This window comes from Streptomyces sp. NPDC053665, assembly GCF_055585285.1.
Map to the genome: position 1 here is coordinate 940,967 of NZ_JBVJKK010000001.1, position 22,779 is coordinate 963,745.

Sequence of the window (22,779 nt, forward strand, 5' to 3'; positions counted from 1 at the left end):
TCAGGACATGGGACGAGTCACGGAACGACGCAAGGTGCTCCGCATCCGGGACGGGGCGGTCTCCAGCCGGCCCGACACGCTCGTCGCCGAGGAACCGCTGGAGATCCGGCTGAACGGCAAGCCCCTGGCCATCACCATGCGCACGCCCGGGGACGACTTCGCGCTGGCCGCCGGGTTCCTGGTCAGCGAGGGGGTGCTGGCCGGCCGGCAGGACGTGCAGAACATCGTGTACTGCGCCGGGGCGACGGCCGACGGCTCGAACACCTACAACGTGGTCGACGTGACGACGGCCCCCGGTGTGGTGGTCCCGGACATCACGCTGGAGCGCAACGTCTACACCACCTCGTCGTGCGGACTGTGCGGCAAGGCCTCGCTGGACGCCGTCCGCACGACGGCCCGCTGGCCGATCGCCGACACTCCCCCGGTGCGGGTGACACCCGAGCTGCTGGCGAGCCTGCCCGACCGGCTGCGCGCGGCCCAGCGGGTGTTCGACCGGACCGGCGGGCTGCACGCGGCCGCGCTGTTCTCCGAGGAGGGCGAACTGCTCGACGTCCGGGAGGACGTGGGCCGGCACAACGCGGTCGACAAACTGGTCGGCCGCGCCCTGCAGAGCGGGCGGCTGCCGCTGTCGCGGGCGGTCCTGCTCGTGTCGGGCCGGGCCTCCTTCGAGCTGGCGCAGAAGGCCGTGATGGCCGGCATCCCGGTGCTGGCCGCCGTGTCCGCGCCGTCCTCGCTGGCGGTGGACCTGGCCGCCGAGACGGGTCTGACGCTGGTCGGGTTCCTGCGGGGCGCCTCCATGAACGTGTACGCGGGTGAGGGCCGTATCGCCGTGCGGGCCGCGGCCGCCCAGGGCTGAGACCGGTCCCCTCCGCTGCACGGCGGCGGGGCCCCGACCGGCGGGGAGCGCCCCCTGCGCCGCAGGGGCCCCGTCTCGGCCCGTGACCGTCAGCCGGCGATGCCGGATATCCGCCGCAGCATGCCGGTGAACTGCTCCCGTTCGGCCTGCGACAGCGGCGCGAGGAGTTCGTCGTTGGCGGCGCGGGCCGCCTCCTCGCAGCGCTCCAGCAGCCGGCCGCCCGCCGGGGTGAGGGACACGGCGTTCTTGCGGCGGTCCCTCGGATCGGGTGCGCGCACCACCAGGGCGGCCGCCTGGAGGTCGTCGAGGACGCCGACGAGGTCCTTCGGGTCGAGGCGGACCGCCCGGCCCAGATCGGCCTGGGCGACGGGGGCGAGGTCGCGGAGGGCGGAGAGCACCACGTGGTGCCACATCCGCATGTCCTCGGCGGCCAGCGCCTCGGCCACCAGGGTCCGGCCGCGGGCGGCGGCACGGCCCAGCAGCCAGCTGGGCAGGGAGCGGATCGCGGGCAGGGGAGCTTCCGACATGGGCGCAGCCTCACCAGGTAATCGTCGGGTGTTCCTATGATCCTCCTATACCGTTGGGAATCCCCACGACTTCGTCGGTCCACCGGCGATCCCGGAGGTGCGATGCGCCGCGTCCGCTACGACTTTCCAGGCGGCCCCCTGTTCGTCGAGGAGGCCCCGCTCCCCGAGCCCGGCCCCGGGGAGCTGCTCGTGCGCACGGAGGCGATCGGCGTCACGCTCCCGGTCGTCCGCAAGGTCGCCGAGGCCGCGGAACCCGTCCCGCTGGGCGGGGAGATCGCCGGGGTGGTCACGGCCGTGGGCGACGGTGTCTCCGACTTCGCCACCGGTGACCGCGTGACGGGGCTCTGCCTCGGCCACGGCTACGCCGACCACGCGCTGCTCCACGAGGCGATGGCCTCCCCGGTCCCGGACGAGGCGGGCGCGGTCGACGCGGTGGCCCTGGTCCGCAGCGGCCTGGTGGCCCTCGGCGCCCTGGAGGCGGCGCGCCCCGAGCCGGGTGAGGCGGTGCTGGTCACGGCCGCCGCGAGCGGGGTCGGCCATCTGGCGGTGCAACTGGCCAGGACCCGCGGCGCGGGACGCGTCGTGGGCGCCGTCTCCGACCCGGGCAAGGCCGACTTCGTGCGCGGTCTCGGTGCCGACCACGTCATCTCCTACGGCGACGCGAGCTGGGGCACCCCCGTCGACTACGTCCTGGACGCCGTCGGCGGGGAGTTGCTCACGCGGGCCCTGCACGCCCTCGTCCCCGAGGGACGGCTGGTGGCGTACAGCTCGGGGGGCGGCGCCATCCAGGCGTACGACCTGCTCGTCGGCGCGAAGTCGGTCATCGGCTTCCAGACGGCCCGGGTCGCCCGCGGCAGGCCCGAGCTGTACGAGCAGTGGCGCCGGGAGCTGTGGCGGCTGTTCGCGGCCGGTGAGGTCCGGCCCGTCGTGCACGGGCAGTTCGCCCTGGAGGACGCGGCGAAGGCGCACGGCGAGATCGAGGGCCGGTCCAACCTCGGCAAGGTCGTCCTCGTGCCCTGACCGGCGTCCGTGCCCTGACCCGCGTTCCCGGGGGGGGATCAGCGAAGCCACGCACCGTCCGCGGCCCGCGGGCCGGGCAGGGGATGCCGTTCCGGGTGACCGGGCGGGCGTCCCTCCGTCCCGGCCGTCCGGGCGGCGGGCCCCTCAAGGACAGGTCGCCCCATGCCGTCACGCCGTCGTTCACCTCGCGGTTCCGCCCTCACCGCCCTGGTCGCGGCCGGGGCGGTGCTCCTGCCCGCCGGTCCGGCGCGGGGCCGGCCGGCCGCCCCCGCGCCGGAGTTCACGCAGCAGGTCCTCTTCACGGCCGCCCGGGACCCGGGATACGCCTGCTTCCGCATCCCCGCGCTCGTGCGCACCTCCCGCGGCACGCTGCTGGCCTTCGCCGAGGGCCGGGTCCTCGGCTGCGGCGACGGCGGTGACATCGACATCGTCGTGAAGCGTTCCAGCGACGGGGGCCGCACCTGGGGCCCGCTGCGGGTCGTCACCGAGGGCGGGGGCGACACGCACGGCAACCCGACGCCCGTCGTGGACCGCCGCACCGGCCGGATCCTGCTGGCCGAGACGTACAACAGCGGGCGCGGCGACGCCGGCGACTGCGCCCTGCCCTGCGACCGCATCCCGCACGTGCAGCACAGCGACGACGACGGGCGGACCTGGTCGAGGCCGCGCGACCTGAGCGGGCAGATCCGGCCCGCGCGGTGGAACGCCTGGTACGCCACCGGGCCCGTGCACGGCATCCAGCTGGCCCGCGGCGCGCACGCCGGCCGGCTCGTGCTCGGCGTCAACGCCGAGACGTGGGACGGCTCCCGCGTCACCGCCAACCACGCCGCACTGGTCGTCAGCGACGACGGCGGCGAGCACTGGAGGATCGGCGCCACGGACACCTGGCCGGTCGCGCCGGACGGCGCGTTCCGGCAGAAGCCGTCGGAGCTGACGCTCACCGAACGGTCCGACGGGGCCGTCCTGGTGAGCGGCCGCGAGCAGGACGGCACCGACCCCGGCCACCGCTCCCAGGCCCTGAGCGACGACGGCGGCGACACCTTCGCCGCCCCCTTCCGCGCCCTCCCGGACCTCTACACCCCGCAGGTCCAGGGCGCGACCCTGCGCCTGGGCGACCGGCTGCTGCTGTCCGCGCCGGCCGACCCCGACCGCCGCCGCACGATGATGGTCCGCTAGTCCTACGACGGCGGACGCACCTGGGAGAGCGTGGACCGCGGCACGCTCGTCACACGGGACTGGTCCGGCTACTCCGACATGGCGGCGGTCGCCGACCGGACGGTGGGACTGCTCTACGAGGGCGGCGCGGCCGACGCCCGCGACGAGATCCGGTTCGCGCGCTTCACCGAGGACTGGCTGGCGCCCCGCCGGGGCGCCGACCCCACCACCCCCGACACCGCGCCGGGCGCCGCTCCGGCGGCCGTCCTGGGCGGTGCCCGGCGGACGGACGGGGTGCGTGGCGGCGCCCTGTCCTTCGACGGTGCCGACGACGCCGTCCGGCTGCCCCACCGCACCGGGCTGGCCCTCGGCGAGGGCGACTTCACCGCCTCGCTGCACTTCCGCCACGCGGCGGCGGCCGGCGAGCAGCCGTTCCTGTGGATGGGCGGCACGGGCGGCGCCCAGCCCCAGGTGTGGCTGCGCGGGGAACCGGCGGGCGACCGGATCCGGGCGCTGATCACCACCCGCTCGGGAGCCGGCACCGTCCGGACGGCCTCCGTGTCGGCCGCCGGCGCCCGCAACGACGGCCGCTGGCACCACCTGGCGCTGCGCCGCGGCGGCGGGAGGCTGACCCTCTTCGTCGACGGCCACGCCTTCACCACCGCCGACGTGCCGGGCTCGGTCAGCCGCGACTCCCCGTTCGGGGTGCACATCGGCCAGCGCATGGACAGCCGCGCGTCCCTCACCGGGGACGTCGACGAGGTCCGCGTGTGGAACCGGGCCCTGTCCGACGGGGAGTTGGCGTCCGGCGCAACCGGCGCGGCCTCCCGGGGCACCGTGCTGCACCTGCCCATGGACCGGGTGAGCGGGAGCAACTAACGTCACGCGACGTGCCGGACGACACGGACGCACCACGAGCACGCCGGCGCACGGGCACCGGGCTCGGCATCCTGCTGGCCCTGGTGCTCGGCGCCGCGCTGCTCGTCGCCCTGCCGGACGACGACGGCCCGGACGACGCCCCCTGCCGGGCCCGGACCGTCGCCTCCTGGCGGGTGGACGACCCTCTCACCGGCGAGTTCGCCCGCTACGGCGACGACGCCGCGCGCACCGACGACTGGACCGGCGGCGACGGCACCCACTCGGTGCGGCTGCCCGACGGCCGCGTGCTGTGGCTGTTCTCGGACACCTACCTGGGCCGGGTGCACGGCCCGCCCAACCCGGTCGGGGAGCCCGTCGCCTGGCGGGACGCGACCGCGCCGATGGTGCGCAACTCGGCGGTGCTGATGCGCGACGGGCGGCTCGAGTCGACCCTGCCCGCCCCGCTGTTCGCCGACCCCGCACCCGGCCGGTGGCGCTGGCCGGTCGCCGCCCGCGTGGAGCCCCGCTCCCCCGGCTCCGCCGAGCAGGTGGTCCGGGTGCTGCTGTGGGTGCGCACGACCGGCCAGGCCCCCTGGATCTACGGCGTCCCGACCGCCACCGAGGTCGCCACGCTGTCGCTGCCGCGGCTGGAACTGGAGTCGGTCGCCGAGGTCCTGGACCAGAGCCGCGTGCCGGACCCGTCCCGGCGGGTGCTGTTCGGCACGACCCTGGTGGCGCGGGACGGCTGGACGTACGTCTACGGCGGTGACGACGGCCGGCCCGCCGCCCGCCCCGCCTCGCACGCCTACGTGGCCCGGGTGCCGCGGGGCGCCCTCGCCGACCCGGCGGCCTGGGAGTACTGGAGCGGCGCCGAGTGGGTGCCCGGAGCGCGGCCCCGGCCGGTGCTGGGCGACGGGCGGCGCAAAGGCGTGGGCAGCGCGTTCTCGGTGGTGCGGGACGAGGGGACGTACGTGCTGTTCACGATGGCCACCGGGGCGAGGGGCCTGACCACGGTCGCCTCCTACTGGGCGTGCTCCCCGGAGGGGCCGTGGCACGGCCCGGCGAAGGAGTTCACCCCTCCGCTGCCGCAGGGCGGGGTCGCCGCCTACAACCCGCAGGCGCATCCCGTGCTGAGCGGCGGGGGGCGGCTGGTGCTGAGCTACGACGTCAACTGGCTGGACCTCGCGGACGCGGCCGACCGGCTCAGCCGGAACGTGTCCCTGTACCGACCGCGCTTCGTGACGCTGCGGCTGGCTCCGCCCCGCTGAGCCGCGCCTCCGGGTCCCGTGCCCGCCGCTTGGCGATCACCGCGCACACGATCAGCTGCATCTGGTGGAACAGCATCAGCGGCAGCACCGCCAGCGCGGCCTGCGCGCCGAACAGGACGCTCGCCATGGGCAGTCCGGCCGCCAGGGACTTCTTGGAGCCGGCGAACTGCAGGGCGATCCGGTCGGCCCGGCCGAAGCGCAGCGCCTTGCCGCCGTACCAGGTCAGCGCGAGCATCACGGCGAGGATCACCGCCTCGACGGCGAACAGTCCGCCCAACCGTGCCGGGCTGACCTGGTGCCAGATGCCCTGCACCATGCCCTGGCTGAACGCGGTGTAGACGACGAGCAGGATCGAGCCGCGGTCGACCAGGGACAGGACCTTCTTGTGGCGGGCGACGAACCCGCCGATCCAGCGGCGCAGCACCTGCCCGGCGAGGAACGGCACGAGCAGCTGGAGCACGATCTTCACCACCGAGTCGGCGGAGAAGCCGGTGCTGCTGCCGAGCAGCGAGGCGGCGAGCAGCGGGGTGGCGACGATCCCGACGAGGGAGGAGAAGGAACCGGCGCAGATCGCGGCGGGCACGTTGCCGCGGGCGATGGAGGTGAAGGCGATGGAGGACTGGACGGTCGACGGCACGAGCGTGAGGAAGAGCAGCCCCTGGTGGAGGGGGTGCGTGAGGATCACCGGCACCAGGCCCCCGGCCGCCAGGCCGAGCAGCGGGAAGACGGCGAAGGTGCAGGCCAGCACGGTGACGTGGAGCCGCCAGTGCCGCAGCCCGTCGAGCGCCTCGCGGGTGGACAGCCGCGCGCCGTACAGGAAGAACAGCAGGGCGACGGCCGCCGTGGAGGCCCAGGAGGCCGCGTCGGCGGCCTGCCCGCGCGCCGGGAGCAGGGCGGCGAGCCCCACCGTCCCGAGGAGCAGCAGGATGTACGGGTCGATCGGCAGCCGACGGGGCCGGTGCAGGCGTTTCACGGTGCTCCACTTGCTCGTGCTGCGGCGGTACTTCGGTGCGGGGCCGGTACGGCCCCCTTCCATCCTGCTCCCCCGTCCGGCGATCGGGAATCCCGTATGCCGCACTCACTGCTATCGCGATCCGCGATAGCGTGGAGGCGTGTACGACCCCGCCCATCTGCGCACGTTCCTGTCGGTGGCGCAGACGCTGAGCTTCACCCGGGCCGCGCGGCGGCTCGGGCTGCGCCAGTCGACCGTCAGCCAGCACGTCCGGCGGCTGGAGGACGCCGCCGGGCGGACCCTGTTCAGCCGGGACACACACTCGGTGGAGCTGACCGAGGACGGCGAGGCGATGCTCGGTTTCGCCCGGCGCATCCTGGAGGTGCACGAGCAGGCGACGGCCTTCTTCACCGGCACCCGGTTGCGCGGGCGGCTGCGCTTCGGCGCCTCGGAGGACTTCGTGCTCACCCGGCTGCCGGAGATCCTCGAGGCCTTCCGGCACGAGCACCCGGAGGTCGACCTGGAGCTGACGGTCGAGCTGTCGGGCACGCTGCACGAGCAGCTGGCGGCCGGGAAGCTGGACCTGGTCCTGGCCAAGCGGCGGCCCGAGGACCCGCGGGGCGAGCTGGTGCGGCAGGACCGGCTGGTCTGGATCGGCGCGGAGGGCCTGCGGCTCGACCCCGGCCGGCCGGTGCCGCTGATCGTCTACCCGCCGCCCGGCATCACCCGCGCGCTGGCCCTGGAGGCCCTGGAGCGGCAGGGCCGGCAGTGGCGGGTGGTGTGCACCAGCGGCAGCCTCAACGGTCTCCTCGCGGCGGCCCGGGCGGGGCTGGGCGTGATGGCCCACTCGCGGGGGCTGATCCCGCCGGGGCTGGTCCGGATGCCGGAGCGGGCCGGACTGCCGGAGCTCGGGCAGGTCGACTTCGTCGTGGTCCACGGCCGGCGCCGGCCGTCCGCACACGGCGCGGCCGACGCCCTGGCGGCGGCGCTGCTGTCGGGCGGGGACCGGCTGCGCCGCAACGGAGGCAAGGGCCTGTGACCCCGGAGGCGGGCGGGATCCGGCGTGAGCAGTGACGGATCGCGGCCGCGGTGCGCTGACAGAAGAGACACCTTCCCGGCGCCGCACCGGTCGGCGGCCCGGTCGGCGGCCCGGTCGTACAGATTCGGTGGAGATTACGGCACCGAAACTTACTCAACCGTCAGGAATGTGTCCGACCCTTCCCCATGTGAGCGCATTTTCCCCTGCTGACCAGCGGGGACGAGAGCCCTGCTCACCTTCGGCCCCCTCCCGTGCCCCGGTCGCGTGGGGTAGCTTTCACGGCGCTGTGCGGGGCGTCACCCAACCGAAGCGCTGAGGAGCGGGAGCGGGGTTTGCGCGAGTTCACCAACCCTCCGTCGGCGTCGGCACCTCCGGTGGGCGGTCTGGCCGACGTGGTCTTCCGGTATGCCGAGGAGGATCCGCAGCACGTCGCGCTGGGCCGCAAGGACGACACCGGGCAGTGGCGGGACGTCACGAGCGCCGAGTTCCGCGACGAGGTGCTCGCCCTGGCCAAGGGGCTGCTCGCGAGCGGCGTCCGGTTCGGCGACCGTGTCGCGATCATGTCCCGCACCCGCTACGAGTGGACCCTCTTCGACTACGCGCTGTGGACCGTCGGCGCCCAGGTGGTGCCGGTCTATCCGACGTCGTCGGCCGAGCAGTGCTTCTGGATGCTGTACGACGCCGAGGTGACGGCCGCGATCGTGGAGCACGAGGACCACGCCATGACGATCGCCACCGTCATCGACCGGCTGCCGCGGCTGGGCCGGCTGTGGCAGCTCGACGCGGGCGCGGTGCACGAGCTGTACGACGCCGGGGCCCACCTCGACGACGAGGTGGTGCACCGCCACCGCCAGGCCGTCACGCCCGACTCCGTCGCGACCATCATCTACACCTCGGGCACCACCGGCCGGCCCAAGGGCTGCCTGCTCACGCACGGCAACTTCATGTACGAGGCGGACACCGTCATCGAGCGCTGGGAGCCGGTGTTCCACTCCCGGCGCGGCGACGAGGCCACGACCCTGCTGTTCCTGCCGCTCGCGCACGTCTTCGGGCGGATGGTGCAGGTCGCCGGGATCCGCGGGAAGGTGAAGTTCGGCCACCAGCCCCAGCTGAACGCGGCGGCCCTGCTGCCGGACCTCGCGGCCTTCAGGCCGACGTTCTTCCTGGCCGTGCCGTACATCTTCGAGAAGGTGTTCAACGCGGCCCGCCGCAAGGCCGAGAAGGAGGGCCGCTCCGGCCCCTTCGAGAAGGCCGTGGACATCGCCGTCAAGTACGCCGACGCCATGGAGGCGAAGGCCTGGGGAACCGGCCCGGGCCCCTCCGCCGGCCTGCGCATGCAGCACCAGCTGTTCGACAAGCTGGTCTACGCCAAGATCCGCGCGGCGATGGGCGGCCGCATCAAGCACGCCATGTCCGGCGGCTCGGCGATGGACCGGCGCCTGGGCCTGTTCTTCGCCGGCGCGGGCGTGCACATCTACGAGGGCTACGGGCTCACCGAGTCCACGGCTGCCGCCACGGCCAACCCGCCCGGGCGCACCCGCTTCGGCACGGTCGGCCGGCCCATCCCCGGCATGACCGTCCACATCGCGGACGACGGTGAGATCTGGCTGCGCGGCGACAACGTGTTCCAGGGCTACCTGAACAATCCCAAGGCCACCGACGCGACCCTGCACGACGGCTGGCTGGCCACCGGCGACCTCGGTGTGCTCGACGAGGACGGCTACCTCACCATCACCGGCCGCAAGAAGGAGATCCTGGTCACCTCCGGCGGCAAGAGCGTCTCGCCCGGCGTGCTGGAGGAGCGGGTCCGGGACCACCCGCTGGTCAACCAGTGCATCGTCGTCGGCAACGACCGCCCCTACATCGCCGCCCTGGTGACCCTCGACCAGGAGGCCGTCGAGCACTGGCTGGCGATGCGGAACAAGCCGCGGCTGTCCCCGGCGGAGCTGGTGCGCGACGAGGACCTGGAGACGGAGGTGCGGCGCGCGGTCGTGGCCGCCAACACGCTGGTCTCGCAGGCGGAGTCCATCCGCACCTTCCGCATCCTGGCCCAGCCGTTCACCGAGGAGCACGGGCTGCTGACGCCCTCGCTGAAGCTCAAGCGCCGGGCGATCGAGAAGGCCTACGAGGACGAGGTCGAGGCGCTGTACCGGGCGTGACCGCTGCCGTACGGGGCATTCGTCGCTTCGGAATCCTCCCGTCAGGAATGCATCACGGCACGTGATCGTTGAGGATGGGAGCACACCTGACCGCAAACCGAAGGATCGAGAGCTCGTGAGCAAGGTCCCCCCGATCATCCTGAACAACGGCGTCGAGATGCCCCAGCTGGGCTTCGGCGTCTGGCAGGTGCCGGACGACGAGGCCGAGACGGCCGTCGCGGCGGCGCTGGAGGCCGGGTACCGCAGCATCGACACAGCGGCGATCTACGGCAACGAGCAGGGCACCGGCAAGGCCGTCGCCGCGTCCGGCGTCCCCCGCGAGGAACTCTTCGTCACGACCAAGCTCTGGAACGCCGACCAGGGGTACGACTCCACCCTGCGCGCCTTCGACGCGTCGCTGGAGAAGCTCGGCCTCGACTACGTCGACCTGTACCTGATCCACTGGCCGACGCCGGAGCGGGGTCTGTACGTCGACACCTACAAGGCGTTCGAGAAGCTGCACGCCGACGGCCGGATCAAGGCCATCGGCGTCTCGAACTTCCTTCCGGAGCACCTCGAGAAGCTGATCGGCGAGACGTCGGTCGTCCCCGCGGTGAACCAGATCGAGCTGCACCCGCACCTGCAGCAGCAGGCCGCCCGTGAGTACCACGCGGAGCACGGCATCGCCACGGAGGCCTGGTCGCCGCTGGGCCAGGGCAAGGGCCTGCTGGAGGTCCCGGCGATCGTCGCCATCGCCCGCAAGCACGGGCGCACCCCCGCCCAGGTCGTGCTGCGCTGGCACCTCCAGCTGGGCAACGTGGTGATCCCGAAGTCCGTGACGCCGTCGCGGATCAAGGAGAACATCGAGGTCTTCGACTTCAGCCTCGACGACGAGGACCTGGCCGCGATCAGCGCCCTGAACGAGGACCGCCGCATCGGCCCGCACCCGGCGGAGTTCAACGACGCCTGAGCGGTGTCCCGCACGACGCGCTGCGCCCCGGCCCGAAGCCTCGCGGCTCGCGGGCCGGGGCGCCGCCGGTTCCGCCCCCGTGGCGGTGCCCGGTCCGCTCAGACGGGCTGGCCCAGCGGCCGCACGACGATCGTGTTGACGTCGACACCGGCCGGCTGCCCGATCGCCCAGACCACCGAGTCGGCGATCTGGCCGGCGGTGAGGAGGTGGCCGGGCGGGAGGCTGCCGTAGGAGTCCCAGAAGGGGGTCTCCGTCCGGCCGGGCGCGACCAGGGTGACGCCCACGCCCCACTCGGTGACCTGGCGCCGGGTGTTCTCGGCCAGTCCGGTCACGGCCCACTTCGTGGCGCCGTAGAGGTTCCCGGGGGTGTTCACGAACCCGGCCACGCTGCCGATCAGCACGATCCGGCCGCGCGTCTCCCTCAGCGCGCCGACGGACGCCCGGATCAGCAGCGCCGGGCCGAGAACGTTGGTCAGCACCATGTCCCTCCAGCCCGCCGGGTCGCCCTCGCCGACCGTGTCGTGGGTCGCGGACCCGGCGTTGGCGACGACCGCGTCGAGCCGGCCGAACGCCTTCAGGGTGGAGTCGACGGCCGCCCGGACGTCCTCGTACGCGGCGGTGTCACCGGTGAGGGTCAGCAGCCCCTCGGGCCGCCCCAGCTCCTCGGCGAAGTGCCGCAGCCGCTCCTCCCCCCGCCCGGTGACGGCGACCCGGTGCCCGGCGTCCAGCAGGCGCCGTGCGACCGCGGCGCCGATGCCGCTGCCGCCGCCGGTGATGAGTGCTACTCGGGACTCGGACATGGATTCCCCCTGTGGGTGGACCGGGTGGTGGGTGCCGGGGAGTCCATCAGGTGAAGTGCTCTCGAAGTCAAGGGGCGGTGCCGCGCCCGCCGGCTATCCCGGCCGGACCGCCGTGTGGACCGTGTGGGCCTCCAGGAGGAACACGTCCTGGCGGCGGTGCAGGCTCGCCTCGTCGCCGGGGTCGAGGAGGCGGTCGACGGTCGCGAGGTCCTCGGCGTCGAGCCCTTCGGCAAGCTGGTCGCGCATGTGCGACAGGGTGGCCACGAGGTGGGCGCGGACCCGGTCCGGCGCGGGCGCCGGGAGGTCCAGCAGGAAGCTGTGGGTCCTGGTGTGCTTCAGGCCCGCAGCCGACAGCAGGGCCGGCCAGTCCTCCGTCTCGGCCACGTGTCCGGGCAGGTCGGTGCGCATCCGGGTGAACCACTCGGCCTGCACCGCGTCGATCCGCGCCTGGAGCCCGGGCCGGCCGATGCCGATGTCGCGCGGCAGGAACCGCGGGGGCAGCCCGCCCTCCATGAGGGCGAGGGTGCCGCCGGGCGCCAGCCGCGCCGCGAACGCGGCGAGCGCGGCCCGCTGGTCGCCGAGGTGGTGCAGGCTGCGGCTGGCCCAGAGCAGATCCGCCGGGTAGTCCAGCTCGCCGAGCACGTCGGGCAGTTCGCCGGCGATCGTGCCGAAGCGGTCCGCGACGCCGAGCCGCTCGGCCCGGGCCGTGGCCCGCTCCAGCAGCGGCTGCGAACCGTCCACCGCGACGATCCGCGCGCCCGGGAACGTCTCCGCGAACAGGCACGCCACGACACCCGGCCCGCTGCCCGCGTCCACGATCAGCCCCGGCTCGGTCACCTCCTGCGCCAGCCAGCCCAGCGCCCGCTCGTAGAGGGACGCGAAGAGTTCGGCCGAGGACTCGAGCAGCGGGCCCATCTCGGCCCAGTCCACGTCCGTGTGGCCGTGGTGACGGCCCTGCCCGGGCGTGTGCTCGTGCTCGTGGTGGGGGTCGTGCCGGTGCGCCATGGTGCTCAGCCTCTCGCTCGGATGCGGCCAGCGTGCGCCGACGCACCGCGAGAAAGCCACCGGTGTTGCCGCCTGAGCAAAAATCCCGCGGGGGCCCGCCGGGCCGGAAGGCCCGGCGGGCCCGCGCGGACGGGCCCTCAGGAGGTCAGGACAGCGGCGGGTAGGCGTTCTGCATCAGTTGCCGGAACTGGGCGGAGAACCAGTGCCCGGAGACCGGCGCGTCCGGCAGGGCGCCGGACATGTTGTTGTTGTTGCGCGGATTGCCCGTGTAGGTCGGGTCGCACATGCGGTCGAAGCCCTTGCCCTCGTTGTTGTCGATGGCCTTGCTCGACCCGTCGGACTCGCCCGGCGGCTTCATCCACACGTAGGCGTCGATCCCGGCAGCCGGGTTGGCCCGCGGGCGTTCGCCGAGGCCCGCTCCGGCCTGGTTGCACCAGTTGCCCAGGTGGATCCGGCGGTCGTAGCGGCCGCCGTCGACGTAGGCGTCGACGGAGGTCTGCGGGCCGGGACCGGCGGGCCGCGCGCTGCCGCCCCAGCCGTTGCGGGAGGTGTCGATCAGCATGCCGATGCCGGAGGGGAAGCCGGCCGAGACGAGCTGGTTGCGGAAGCCCTGGGCGAAGGACAGCTCGTCGGTGTAGCGGTTCCAGTCGACCCACTTCGACTCGCGGACGGACTTGCCGGCCACGCTGTCGCCGATGGCGAAGTTCTCCTCCTTCAGCGCGCTGTAGTTCGCCGTGTTGGTGATGAAGCCGTGGACGTCGTTCACGGTGGCGCCCTCGGCGGTCGCCGCCTCCTTGAACAGGGCCGCGGAGGGGCCGAAGTTGTCGTCCCAGCCGATCCAGCCGTGGTGCCCGGCGTCGACGTAGTTGTAGACGTTCGGCACGTCGCCGAGCTTGTTCAGCGCGTAGCCGACGCCCTTGACGTAGTTGCCGTTGGCCTTCATCACGTCGCACTGCGGAACAGCCGTCGGGCGGCTGCCGGTGTTGGTGACCAGGTTCGGCAGCGAGTCGATCTCGACGGTGGTGACGATCCGCAGCGAGGCGTACTTGGAGTCCGCGAGGATCGCCTTGATCGGATCGATGTACTCGGTCTTGTAGCGGCCGATCTCGTCGGCCTTGAGCTCGCCGTTGGAGGCGAGGGCGGAGCAGTCCCGGCCGGGCAGGTTGTAGATGACGAGCTGGACGACGAGCTCGCCGGAGCCCTTCTGGCGCAGGGCCTCGTCGAGGTGGTCGCGCAGGCCCATGCCGCCGTTGACGCCCCCGATGGCGGCGATCCGGTCCAGCCAGACGCCGGTGGGCTGGTTGGCGACCCGGCTGCCGCCCGGTTCCGCGGCGGCCTTCGCGGACCACTCCGGGTTGACGTACACCTTGGCGCCCTCGTAGGGGTTGTCCACCCGGCCGGAGGGGCCGCCCGGGTCCGGCGGGTCGGTGGGGCCGCCGGGACCGCCGCCGTCGACGTTGCAGGTGACGCCGTCGAGAGTGAAGCCGGCGGGAATCGCGTTGCTGCCGCTGTAGCTGCCCTGGAAGCCGAAGCTGACCGAACCGCCGGTGGCCAGCTGGGCGTTGTAGCTCTCGTTGGCGGCGGTGACGGCGGTGCCGCTCTGGCTGATCCGGGCGTTCCAGCCGCTGGCGACCTTCTGGTTGCCGGCGTAGGACCACTTCAGCGACCAGGACGACTTGGCCGCGCTGTGGTTGGTGACGGTGACGGCGGCGGTGAAGCCGGTGCTCCACTGGTTCTGGATCGTGTAGTCGACCGTGCAGGGGACGGCGGCGGCGCCGGCGCCGCCCGGGTCGACCGCGAAGGCGGTCCCGGTCGCTCCGGCGACCAGGGCCGTGGCGGCGAGTAACGCGGTTCTGGTACGGCTCATGAGTGGGGGTTCCTCTTCCGTGGGGTGCGTGCGGTTTCCCTGAGGGCGTGCGGTTCCCCGAGGGCGTGTGCGGTGTCGCCGAGTGCCTGCGGAGTCCGCAGGTGTGCGTGGCGTGCGGGGTGCGCGCCGGGGTGTCCGCGGGCATGCGGGGCCGGCGCGGCGTCCTACGGGCCCGGTGCCTGGGCAGCGGACGGCCACCACGCACGGGCGGTGTCGCCGGTGGTGGCTCGATGTACGGAACGCGGGGGGTGTCGCATGAGCGACTCCTTGCAGCTCGGGCATCCGGTGACACGGGTGCCGACTGATGGAATCGCTCCCACTGGTGTCATGGAAGGTAGCGGCAACTCCCGCGAATGGACAGGGGAGTTGCCGACTTTCTCGCACCGGGCCCCGACCTGCACTCCCGGGGCCGCGCGTCTCGCCTGGTCCGGCCCGTCGAATGTTTTCGACTCTTCGCGAACCTTGACCGGTACCTGACCGGTCCGCACTATGGGAGCGCTCCCACTGGTTCAGGACGTGACTTCTCCGAGCCGCAAGGAGGAACCGGCATCATGCATCCCCCACCCCGGAGAGGGAGAGCCGTACGTCGGCTGTGGACCGCCGCAGTCGCGGCCCTCGCCCTTCCGCTGACGATGCTCTCCTCAGGGTCGACTCCCGCACAGGCGGCGCCACTTCGGTGCAGCGTGGACTACAAGGCGAACGACTGGGGCTCCGGCTTCACCGTGGACCTGACGCTCACCAACCGCGGCGCGGACGCCATCGACGGCTGGACCCTGACCTACGCGTACTCCGGCAACCAGAAGCTGGGCAACGGCTGGAACGGCACCTGGTCGCAGTCCGGGCAGACCATCACCGTGCGCAACGCCCCGCACAACGCCCGGGTCGCCGCCGGGGCCGCCGTCTCCACCGGCGCACAATTCTCCTACAGCGGAACCAACACCGCCCCGTCCTCCTTCTCGGTCAACGGCACCGCCTGCACGGGGGCGCACCAGCCGCCGATCGCCGTGCTGACCAGCCCGGCCGCGGGCGCGGTCTACACGCAGGGCCAGGCCGTCCCCCTGGCGGCGACCGCAGCCGCCGCGGACGGCGCCACGATCGACAAGGTCGAGTTCTACGACGACACCACGCTGCTCGGCACCGACACGAGCGCGCCCTACACGCTCTCCGTCTCCGACCTGGCGGTCGGCGGCCATTCCCTCGTGGCGAAGGCGTACGACAGCACGGGCGCCTCCGCCGGCTCCACCCCGGTCGGCATCACCGTCTCCTCGGGCCCGACCGTGGTGGCCTCCCCCCTGCAACTGGGCGTCCAGTCGGGCAAGTCGGGCACGTACGAGGTGAAGCTGTCGAAACAGCCCACCGCGAACGTGACGGTGACCTCGGCCCGGGCGAGCGGCAACTCGGCGTTGTCGGTCACGGGCGGAGCCACACTGACCTTCACGCCGCAGAACTGGAACACCGCGCAGAAGGTGACCGTGACGGCGGCGGGCTCCGGTTCCGGGTCGGCGGTGTTCGAGTCGACGGCCCCGGGCCACGCGAAGGCCGCCGTCACCGTCACCCAGCTGGCGGCGGCGAAGGTCTACGACGCCCGCTTCCTGGAGCTCTACGGGAAGATCACCAACCCGGCGAACGGCTACTTCTCCCCCGAGGGCATCCCCTACCACTCGGTCGAGACGCTGATCGTCGAGGCGCCGGACCACGGCCACGAGACCACGTCGGAGGCGTACAGCTACCTGCTGTGGCTGCAGGCCATGTACGGCAAGGTCACGGGTGACTGGTCCAAGTTCAACGGCGCGTGGGAGCTGATGGAGAAGTACATGATCCCCACCCACGCCGACCAGCCGACCAACTCGTTCTACAACCCGTCCAAGCCGGCCACCTACGCGCCCGAGCTGGACACGCCGAACGAGTACCCGGCCCGGCTCGACACCGGTGTGACCGCCGGGTCCGACCCGATCGCGGCCGAGCTGAAGAGCGCGTACGGCACGGACGACGTCTACGGCATGCACTGGTTGCAGGACGTCGACAACGTCTACGGCTTCGGCAACGCCCCCGGCAAGTGCGAGGCGGGCCCCTCGGACACCGGCCCGTCCTACATCAACACCTTCCAGCGCGGCGCGCAGGAGTCGGTGTGGGAGACGGTCCCCCAGCCGACCTGCGACGCCTTCAAGTACGGCGGGAAGAACGGCTTTTTGGACCTGTTCACCGGTGACGCCTCCTACGCCAAGCAGTGGAAGTTCACGAACGCGCCGGACGCCGACGCGCGGGCCGTGCAGGCCGCCTACTGGGCGGACCTGTGGGCGAAGGAGCAGGGCAAGGGCTCGGCCGTCTCCGCGACGGTCGGCAAGGCCGCCAAGATGGGCGACTACCTGCGCTACTCCATGTTCGACAAGTACTTCAAGAAGGTCGGCAACTGCGTCGGTCCCTCGGCCTGCCCCGCGGGCACCGGCAAGGACGCCTCGTTCTACCTGATGTCCTGGTACTACGCCTGGGGCGGCGCGACGGACACGAGCGCCGGCTGGGCCTGGCGGATCGGCTCCAGCCACGCCCACGGCGGCTACCAGAACCCCCTGGCGGCCTACGCGCTCGGCAACTACGCGCCGCTGAAGCCCAAGTCGGCGACGGGCGCGGCGGACTGGGCCAAGTCCATGGACCGGCAGCTGGAGTTCTACCGCTGGCTGCAGTCGGACGAGGGCGCGATCGCGGGTGGCGCGACCAACAGCTGGGCGGGCCGCTACGCGACCCCGCCCGCGGGCACGCCGACGTTCTACGGCATGTACTACGACGAGAAGCCCGTGTACCACGACCCGCCCTCCAACCAATGGTTCGGCTTCCAGGCGTGGTCCATGGAGCGCGTCGCCGAGCTGTACCAGCAGACCGGCAACGCGAAGGCCAAGGCGGTCCTCGACAAGTGGGTCGACTGGGCGCTGTCCGAGACCACGTTCCACCCGGACGGCACCTACCGCGTCCCCTCGACGCTCACGTGGTCGGGCCGGCCCGACACCTGGAACGCGTCCAGCCCCGGCGCCAACAGCGGGCTGCACGTGAGTGTCGCCGACTACACCGACGACGTCGGTGTCGCCGCCGCGTACGCCAAGACCCTGACGTACTACGCGGACCGCTCCGGTGACACGGAGGCCGCGGCGGCGGCGAAGAAGCTGCTGGACGGCATGTGGGACAACCACCAGGACGCGCTCGGCATCGCCGTGCCGGAGAACCGGGCGGACTACAACCGGTTCGACGACCCGGTGTACATCCCGAGCGGCTGGACGGGCACGATGCCGAACGGTGACGCGATCCACTCGTCGTCGACGTTCGACTCGATCCGCTCCTTCTACGAGGACGACCCCGCGTGGTCGAAGATCGAGAGCTATCTCGCGGGCGGTGCGGTGCCGTCGTTCACCTATCACCGGTTCTGGGCCCAGGCGGACATCGCCCTGGCCATGGGCTCGTACGCGGAGCTTCTCGAATAGCCCCCGCCGGGCGCCGCCCGTGCGAGCCGGGCGCGTCCGAGGCCCCGCGTACGCGGTCCCGCACCTGACGCGGGGCCACCACGGCCGGGCGGCTCCCCCCGCAGGGGAGCCGCCCGGCCTCCGCACGTCCCCGTGGCGGACACGATCCGCCCACCTCCCGGATCCACCGGCCGCGGGGGCCGGGCCGGCCGAGCGGGCCGTGGAGGTCACCCGGCCTTGCGGAACGCCCGCAGCCTGAACACCGGGTCGGGACGCGGCCGGTCCTGGTCGGGGAGCCGGGCCAGCCGCGCGGCGAAGTCCTCGGCGAGGGCGTCGCCCGGCGGCAGCGTGACGAACCAGCCCCGGCGCAGGTCGGCGATGGTGCGGCGGGGGCTGCGGCCCTGCCCGTGGCCGGTGAAGCGGGCGTCTCCGGCCGGCACCAGGCCGTGGGCGGCGGCGCAGGACTCGACGTCCGTCGCGGCGTCCCGGACCGGGCCCGGCGGGCGGGCCGCCAGGACGACATCGATGTCGCTGCCCACGTTGTGGGAGGCGGACTTGTCCACCGTCGTGACGTAGACCCCGCCGGGCCGCAGCACCCGGGCGCACTCGGCGACGACGGCCCGCACCTCGGCCGGCCCGTCCACCAGGTGCAGCAGCCACACGCTGCACACCGCGTCGAACCGGCCGTCCCCGAACGGCAGTCGGCGGCTGTCGGCCCGGACGACCGCGCCGGGGAGCCGGGCGGCGGCCCGGCGCGCCATGGCGTCGGCGAGGTCGACGCCGGTCACCCGCAGGTGCGGGCGGCCGGCGGCGAGCCGGCGGGTCACGATGCCGGTGCCGCAGGCGACGTCGAGGAGGTCGCGCGTGTCCGGCGGCAGGAGTCCCAGGACCGCCTCCGCGGCGGCCGCCGCCCGGGGTTCGCCGCCGCGGGACGCGTCGTAGCGTTCCGCTTCCTCGTCGTAGTCCAGCACGCGGTCAGTGTGCCCCGTGCGCGGGGGCCAGGTCCTCCACCCTGCGGGCCAGCTCGAAGTCCTTGCCGGTGACGGCGCCGCCGGCGCTGTGGGTGTGCACGGACAGGGACACGGTGTCGTAGCCCAGGGTCAGGTCGGAGTGGTGGTCGAGCTCCTCCTGCACCTGGGCGATGTGCACGACCATGGCCGTCGCGGCGGTGTGCGAGGCCAGGCGGTAGGAGCGGCTGATGCGGTCCCCGTCGAGCGACCAGCCCGGCAGTTCGGCCAGCCGGTCCTCGATCTCCTTCTGCGACAGCGGCGCTACGGACATGGGCTGCGCTCCTCCACTGGCTGCGGCGTCCTCGTCGCCTCTCAGCCTGCCACAGCGCGACCCCGCGAGTCGCTGGTCAGCGGGTGTGCCTGTCCGGTCCGGCCGGTTCTCGGCTACGGTCGGCGCCATGACCACTCACGCGTCCACCGCCGGGCAGGGCGTGGGCCCGCTGCTGCGGGCCTGGCGGGAGCAGCGCCGGGTGAGCCAGCTGGAGCTGGCCCTGCGCGCGGACTCCTCGGCCCGGCACATCAGCTTCGTCGAGACGGGCCGCTCGCGGCCGAGCGAGGAGATGGTGCTGCGGCTGGCCGAGCACCTCGACGTCCCCGTGCGGGAGCGCAACGCCCTGCTGCTGGCGGCCGGTTACGCCCCCCGCTATCCGGAGACGCCGCTGGACGACCCGGCGCTGGGTGCGCTGCGCACCGGCATCGAGCGGCTGATCGGCGGCTACGAGCCGTATCCGGCGCTGGTGGTGGACGCGCTGTACGACGTGGTGGCGGCCAACCGGGGCGTCATGGCGCTGGTCGACGGGGTCGGCCCGGCCCTGCTGGAGCCGCCGCTGAACGCGATGCGGCTCGCGCTGCACCCCGAGGGGCTGGCGCCCCGCATCCGGAACCTGCGTGCCTGGCGCGGCCACCTGCTGGATCAGATGCGGCGGCAGATCGCGCTGCACCGCTCCGAGCCGCTGCGGGCCCTGTACGAGGAGGTGTCGGCGTACCCCGTACCGGCACAGGACCCGCCCGAGGAGGCGGCGGAGCCCGTGCCGTACTTCGCGCTGCCGCTGCGGATCGAGCACGAGGGGCGGACCCTGTCGTTCATCTCGTCCATCGCCACGTTCAACACGCCGATGGACGTGACCGTGGCCGAGCTGGCCGTCGAGACGCTGCTCCCGGCCGACCCGGCGACGGTCAAGTACCTTCAGGAGTCGCTGTCCTGACAGGCTTTCAGCGCGAGGTGCTGGAGGGCGGCGAACCCGGCGACGGACACGGCCTGGACCACCGTCCACACGGCGCCCGCCGTGCTCGGCGACAGCCACAGCGCCAGCGCCGCGAGGCTCAGCACCGTCCAGGCGGCGTTGCCCTCGACCACGGCCCGCACCCCGGCGACGGGCGGCCGGCGGCGTCCGGCCACCAGGGCCACGCCGGCCGCGTAGAGGGCGAGGAAGGCGCCGACGCCGAGCAGCAGGCCGGAGCCGACGCCGAGGAAGCGCCCCAGCGGGCCGGAGAACGCGAGGTAGGCGAGGGCGTTGGCGCCGGTCACCGCGGCGTCCAGGGCCAGGAAGCGGCGCAGCACGGACTGCGGCTCGGTGGTCCGGGCGAGCGCGGCGAGCTGGATGGCGGACATGGGGCATCACCCTCCGTCGGGTCGTGATGGGGCGGCTGGGGCCGCTTCCCCGGCCGGAGTGCGCCGGCCCGGGGAGCGGTAGGCCCGACGATGCCGGAGCGGGCGGGCCGGGTCGATTACCCCGGAGGTCATGCGGGGCGCCCGTCCCGCCGTGTCGATCTCCTCCGCTTCCGGCTCTGGGAGACCGCGGGCCGGGCGTGACAGACTGATCGCGGACCGGGCGCGTTGGGGAGGCGTGGCGTGAGCGAACGGCGGGCCGCACCCACCGTGGGCCAGGTGGTGCTGGGCAAGCGGCTGCAGGAACTGCGTGAGGCCGCGGGGCTGAGCCGAGAGGAGGCCGCGCGCGTGCTGCGCGTCGCTCCCGCGACCGTCCGGCGCATGGAGACCGCGGACGTCGCGCTGAAGATCCCCTACGTCCAGATCCTGCTGACCGCGTACGGGGTCGCCGAGGACGAGGTGAGCGCGTTCGTCGACCTCACCGAGGAGGCGAACCGGCCCGGCTGGTGGCAGCGGTTCCACGACGTGCTGCCGGAGTGGTTCAGCCTGTACGTGAGCCTGGAGGGCGCGGCCCGGATCATCCGCTCCTACGAGCCGCACTTCGTGCCCGGGCTGCTGCAGACCGAGGGCTACGCACGGGCCGTGCTGGAGACCGGGACCATCGCGAACGCCGGGCCGGAGGCCGTGGAGCGGCACGTGTCGCTGCGCATGGAGCGGCAGCGGCTGCTGGAGCGGCCGGACGCCCCGCACCTGTGGGTGATCATGGACGAGACGGTGCTGCGGCGTCCGGTGAGCGTCGACGGCCGGGTGATGCGCGAGCAGCTCGACAAGCTGCTGGAGTACGCCGCGCGTGACCGGGTCACGCTGCAGATCGCCGAGTTCCGGGACGGTCCGCACCCCGGGACGTACGCGCCGTTCTCCCTGTTCCGCTTCGCCGAGCCGGAACTGCCCGACATGGTCTTCACCGAGTACCTGACCGGCGCGCTGTACCTCGACTCGCGCAAGGAGGTCTCCACGCACCTGGAGGTGCTGGACCACATGACGGCCCGGGCCGGTTCCACGCGGCGCACGGAGGAGCTGCTGCGGGAGTACCGCGACGCGTACGGAGCGCCGGCGCCGCCGCAGGGGGCCTGACCCGTACGGGCCCCGTCCGCGGGTGGCTCCGGCGGCCCGCCCCTAGCGTCGGGAGGACGGGGAGCACGCGAAGGAGGTCCGATGCCCGGATTCGAGGTGCTGTACCAGGCGGCGGCGCTGTGCCTGATGTACCCCGACGACGGCTTCCGCACCCGGCTGCCGCTGTTGCGGGAAGCGGCCCCGCAGTTGCGGGAGTTCGCCGACCACGCGGCGCTCACCCCGCAGCGCCGGCTGGCCGCCCACTACGTCGAGGTGTTCGAGTCCGGCCACCGGGACCACAGCCTGTACCTGAGCGTCTGGCGCGAGGAAGCCCCGGCGCCCTCGGAGGACCTGTACCGCGCCCACGGCCTGCGGACCACCGGCGAGGAGCCCCCGGACTTCCTGCCGGCGGTCCTGGAACTGGCGGCCCGCACGGGCACGACGGAGCCGCTCACGGACCACCGCGACGGCCTGGAATCCCTCCGCGCGGGCCTGACGTCCTTCGGCACGCCCTACGCCACGGTCCTGGACGCGGTGTGCGCGACCCTGCCCCCCGCGCACACCGCGGCCTGAGGCCGGTGTCCTGCGGCTGTGGCAGAGGCACGGCCCCGTCGCAGGCCCGTGACGGTGGCGGGCGCCCAAAAGCGCGACGCGCGGGACCGCCCGGGCGGGTGGTTCCGCGCGTCGGCGGTCCGGTGGGCTCAGGCGAGCTTGGCGGACAGGGTGATGGGCGTCGCCTTGAGGGCCTGGCTCACCGGGCAGCCGGTCTTGGCCTCCTCGGCGGCGGCCAGGAAGGCGTCCTCGTCGATGCCGGGGACGGTGCCCTCGACGGTGAGGTGGATGCCGGTGATGCCCTCACCGGGCTGGAAGGAGACGTCGGCCGAGGTGACGAGCTTGGTGGGCGGCGTCCCGGCCTTGTTCAGGATGTTGGAGAAGGCCATGGAGAAGCAGCTGGAGTGGGCGGCGGCGATCAGCTCCTCGGGGCTGGTCTTCCCGTTCGCCTCCTCGGCGCGGGAGGCCCAGGTGACCGGCTGCTCACCGATGGCGCCGGAGGAGTCGAAGGTGACGACACCCTTCCCCTCCAGCAGGTTGCCTTCCCAGACCGTGTGTGCGGAGCGCGTGGTGGCCACGAGTTCTTCCTTT

19 protein-coding genes and 1 pseudogene are annotated in these 22,779 nt (G+C 73.3%); 11 read left to right on the plus strand and 9 right to left on the minus strand.

Annotation, left to right across the window (positions count from 1 at the left end; all coding sequences use genetic code 11):
• Window positions 1-7 precede the first annotated feature (7 nt).
• On the plus strand, window positions 8-856 hold the full coding sequence (fdhD, locus tag ACZ6ZN_RS04030; protein WP_398109424.1) for a formate dehydrogenase accessory sulfurtransferase FdhD: 849 nt from the start codon (window positions 8-10) through the stop codon (window positions 854-856).
• A gap of 89 nt (window positions 857-945) precedes the next feature.
• On the opposite strand, the gene ACZ6ZN_RS04035 is transcribed toward fdhD, so the two are convergent.
• Window positions 946-1,383, minus strand: a complete 438-nt coding sequence (locus tag ACZ6ZN_RS04035) for a MarR family winged helix-turn-helix transcriptional regulator (RefSeq protein WP_451879306.1) — start codon at window positions 1,381-1,383, stop codon at window positions 946-948.
• Window positions 1,384-1,485: 102 nt separating this feature from the next.
• Between ACZ6ZN_RS04035 and ACZ6ZN_RS04040 the strand changes: the two genes are divergently transcribed.
• From ACZ6ZN_RS04040 to ACZ6ZN_RS04050, 3 genes and pseudogenes are all read left to right on the plus strand, one after another.
• Window positions 1,486-2,403 (plus strand): quinone oxidoreductase family protein, encoded by a 918-nt coding sequence (locus tag ACZ6ZN_RS04040; RefSeq protein ID WP_469642902.1) that lies wholly within the window; start codon window positions 1,486-1,488, stop codon window positions 2,401-2,403.
• 162 nt (window positions 2,404-2,565) lie between these two features.
• Window positions 2,566-4,437 (plus strand): annotated as a pseudogene (locus ACZ6ZN_RS04045) (exo-alpha-sialidase).
• Window positions 4,438-4,448: 11 nt separating this feature from the next.
• Complete coding sequence (locus ACZ6ZN_RS04050; RefSeq protein ID WP_469642904.1) at window positions 4,449-5,684, plus strand: DUF4185 domain-containing protein; 1,236 nt, start codon at window positions 4,449-4,451, stop codon at window positions 5,682-5,684.
• On the opposite strand, the gene ACZ6ZN_RS04055 is transcribed toward ACZ6ZN_RS04050, so the two are convergent.
• Complete coding sequence (locus ACZ6ZN_RS04055) at window positions 5,620-6,657, minus strand: bile acid:sodium symporter family protein (protein WP_451879302.1); 1,038 nt, start codon at window positions 6,655-6,657, stop codon at window positions 5,620-5,622. The genes ACZ6ZN_RS04050 and ACZ6ZN_RS04055 overlap by 65 nt on opposite strands.
• A 139-nt stretch (window positions 6,658-6,796) precedes the next feature.
• On the opposite strand from ACZ6ZN_RS04055, the gene ACZ6ZN_RS04060 reads away from it, so the two are divergent.
• The 3 genes from ACZ6ZN_RS04060 to ACZ6ZN_RS04070 all read left to right on the plus strand — a co-directional run bounded on the left by ACZ6ZN_RS04060 (window position 6,797) and on the right by ACZ6ZN_RS04070 (window position 10,783).
• Complete coding sequence (locus ACZ6ZN_RS04060) at window positions 6,797-7,675, plus strand: LysR substrate-binding domain-containing protein (protein WP_469642906.1); 879 nt, start codon at window positions 6,797-6,799, stop codon at window positions 7,673-7,675.
• A 332-nt stretch (window positions 7,676-8,007) separates the two neighbouring features.
• Complete coding sequence (locus ACZ6ZN_RS04065; RefSeq protein WP_451879301.1) at window positions 8,008-9,834, plus strand: AMP-dependent synthetase/ligase; 1,827 nt, start codon at window positions 8,008-8,010, stop codon at window positions 9,832-9,834.
• Between the two features lie 157 nt (window positions 9,835-9,991).
• Window positions 9,992-10,783, plus strand: a complete 792-nt coding sequence (locus ACZ6ZN_RS04070; RefSeq protein ID WP_398109922.1) for an aldo/keto reductase — start codon at window positions 9,992-9,994, stop codon at window positions 10,781-10,783.
• A 98-nt stretch (window positions 10,784-10,881) separates the two neighbouring features.
• Here ACZ6ZN_RS04070 and ACZ6ZN_RS04075 read toward each other — a convergent pair whose 3' ends face one another.
• The 3 genes from ACZ6ZN_RS04075 to ACZ6ZN_RS04085 form a co-directional block, all read right to left on the minus strand.
• Window positions 10,882-11,583 carry an SDR family oxidoreductase gene (locus tag ACZ6ZN_RS04075; protein WP_451879300.1) on the minus strand — a complete coding sequence of 234 codons (702 nt, stop codon included), beginning with the start codon at window positions 11,581-11,583 and terminating at the stop codon, window positions 10,882-10,884.
• Window positions 11,584-11,676: 93 nt separating this feature from the next.
• Entirely contained in the window at window positions 11,677-12,588 is a 912-nt protein-coding gene (locus ACZ6ZN_RS04080; RefSeq protein WP_469642909.1) for a class I SAM-dependent methyltransferase, read from the minus strand.
• A 145-nt stretch (window positions 12,589-12,733) separates the two neighbouring features.
• Window positions 12,734-14,455: a glycoside hydrolase family 6 protein gene (locus ACZ6ZN_RS04085; RefSeq protein ID WP_469642910.1), complete on the minus strand. Its 1,722-nt coding sequence runs from the start codon at window positions 14,453-14,455 to the stop codon at window positions 12,734-12,736.
• A gap of 551 nt (window positions 14,456-15,006) precedes the next feature.
• Between ACZ6ZN_RS04085 and ACZ6ZN_RS04090 the strand changes: the two genes are divergently transcribed.
• Window positions 15,007-17,925 carry a glycoside hydrolase family 48 protein gene (locus ACZ6ZN_RS04090; protein ID WP_469642912.1) on the plus strand — a complete coding sequence of 973 codons (2,919 nt, stop codon included), beginning with the start codon at window positions 15,007-15,009 and terminating at the stop codon, window positions 17,923-17,925.
• Window positions 17,926-18,131: 206 nt separating this feature from the next.
• On the opposite strand, the gene ACZ6ZN_RS04095 is transcribed toward ACZ6ZN_RS04090, so the two are convergent.
• On the minus strand, window positions 18,132-18,875 hold the full coding sequence (locus tag ACZ6ZN_RS04095) for a class I SAM-dependent methyltransferase (RefSeq protein WP_469642914.1): 744 nt from the start codon (window positions 18,873-18,875) through the stop codon (window positions 18,132-18,134).
• Window positions 18,876-18,879: 4 nt separating this feature from the next.
• Complete coding sequence (locus tag ACZ6ZN_RS04100; protein ID WP_451879296.1) at window positions 18,880-19,185, minus strand: 4a-hydroxytetrahydrobiopterin dehydratase; 306 nt, start codon at window positions 19,183-19,185, stop codon at window positions 18,880-18,882.
• 127 nt (window positions 19,186-19,312) lie between these two features.
• Here ACZ6ZN_RS04100 and ACZ6ZN_RS04105 point away from each other — a divergent pair, with 127 nt between their 5' ends.
• Window positions 19,313-20,119 (plus strand): helix-turn-helix domain-containing protein, encoded by an 807-nt coding sequence (locus ACZ6ZN_RS04105; RefSeq protein WP_469642916.1) that lies wholly within the window; start codon window positions 19,313-19,315, stop codon window positions 20,117-20,119.
• Here the strand turns inward: ACZ6ZN_RS04105 and ACZ6ZN_RS04110 are convergent.
• Window positions 20,101-20,526, minus strand: coding sequence for a hypothetical protein (locus ACZ6ZN_RS04110; protein ID WP_451879294.1), 426 nt, complete (start codon window positions 20,524-20,526; stop codon window positions 20,101-20,103). The two genes, ACZ6ZN_RS04105 and ACZ6ZN_RS04110, sit on opposite strands and share 19 nt — an antisense overlap.
• 240 nt (window positions 20,527-20,766) lie before the next feature.
• On the opposite strand from ACZ6ZN_RS04110, the gene ACZ6ZN_RS04115 reads away from it, so the two are divergent.
• Both ACZ6ZN_RS04115 and ACZ6ZN_RS04120 read left to right on the plus strand, forming a co-directional pair.
• The gene (locus ACZ6ZN_RS04115; protein WP_469642918.1) at window positions 20,767-21,657 is read left to right on the plus strand and encodes a helix-turn-helix domain-containing protein; all 891 of its coding nucleotides are present in this window, start codon (window positions 20,767-20,769) and stop codon (window positions 21,655-21,657) included.
• A gap of 81 nt (window positions 21,658-21,738) precedes the next feature.
• Window positions 21,739-22,209, plus strand: coding sequence for a nitrate reductase molybdenum cofactor assembly chaperone (locus ACZ6ZN_RS04120; RefSeq protein WP_451879292.1), 471 nt, complete (start codon window positions 21,739-21,741; stop codon window positions 22,207-22,209).
• Between the two features lie 128 nt (window positions 22,210-22,337).
• On the opposite strand, the gene ACZ6ZN_RS04125 is transcribed toward ACZ6ZN_RS04120, so the two are convergent.
• A complete protein-coding gene (locus ACZ6ZN_RS04125) occupies window positions 22,338-22,766 on the minus strand; it encodes an OsmC family protein (protein WP_398109442.1) in 429 nt (142 codons plus the stop codon).
• Window positions 22,767-22,779 lie beyond the last annotated feature (13 nt).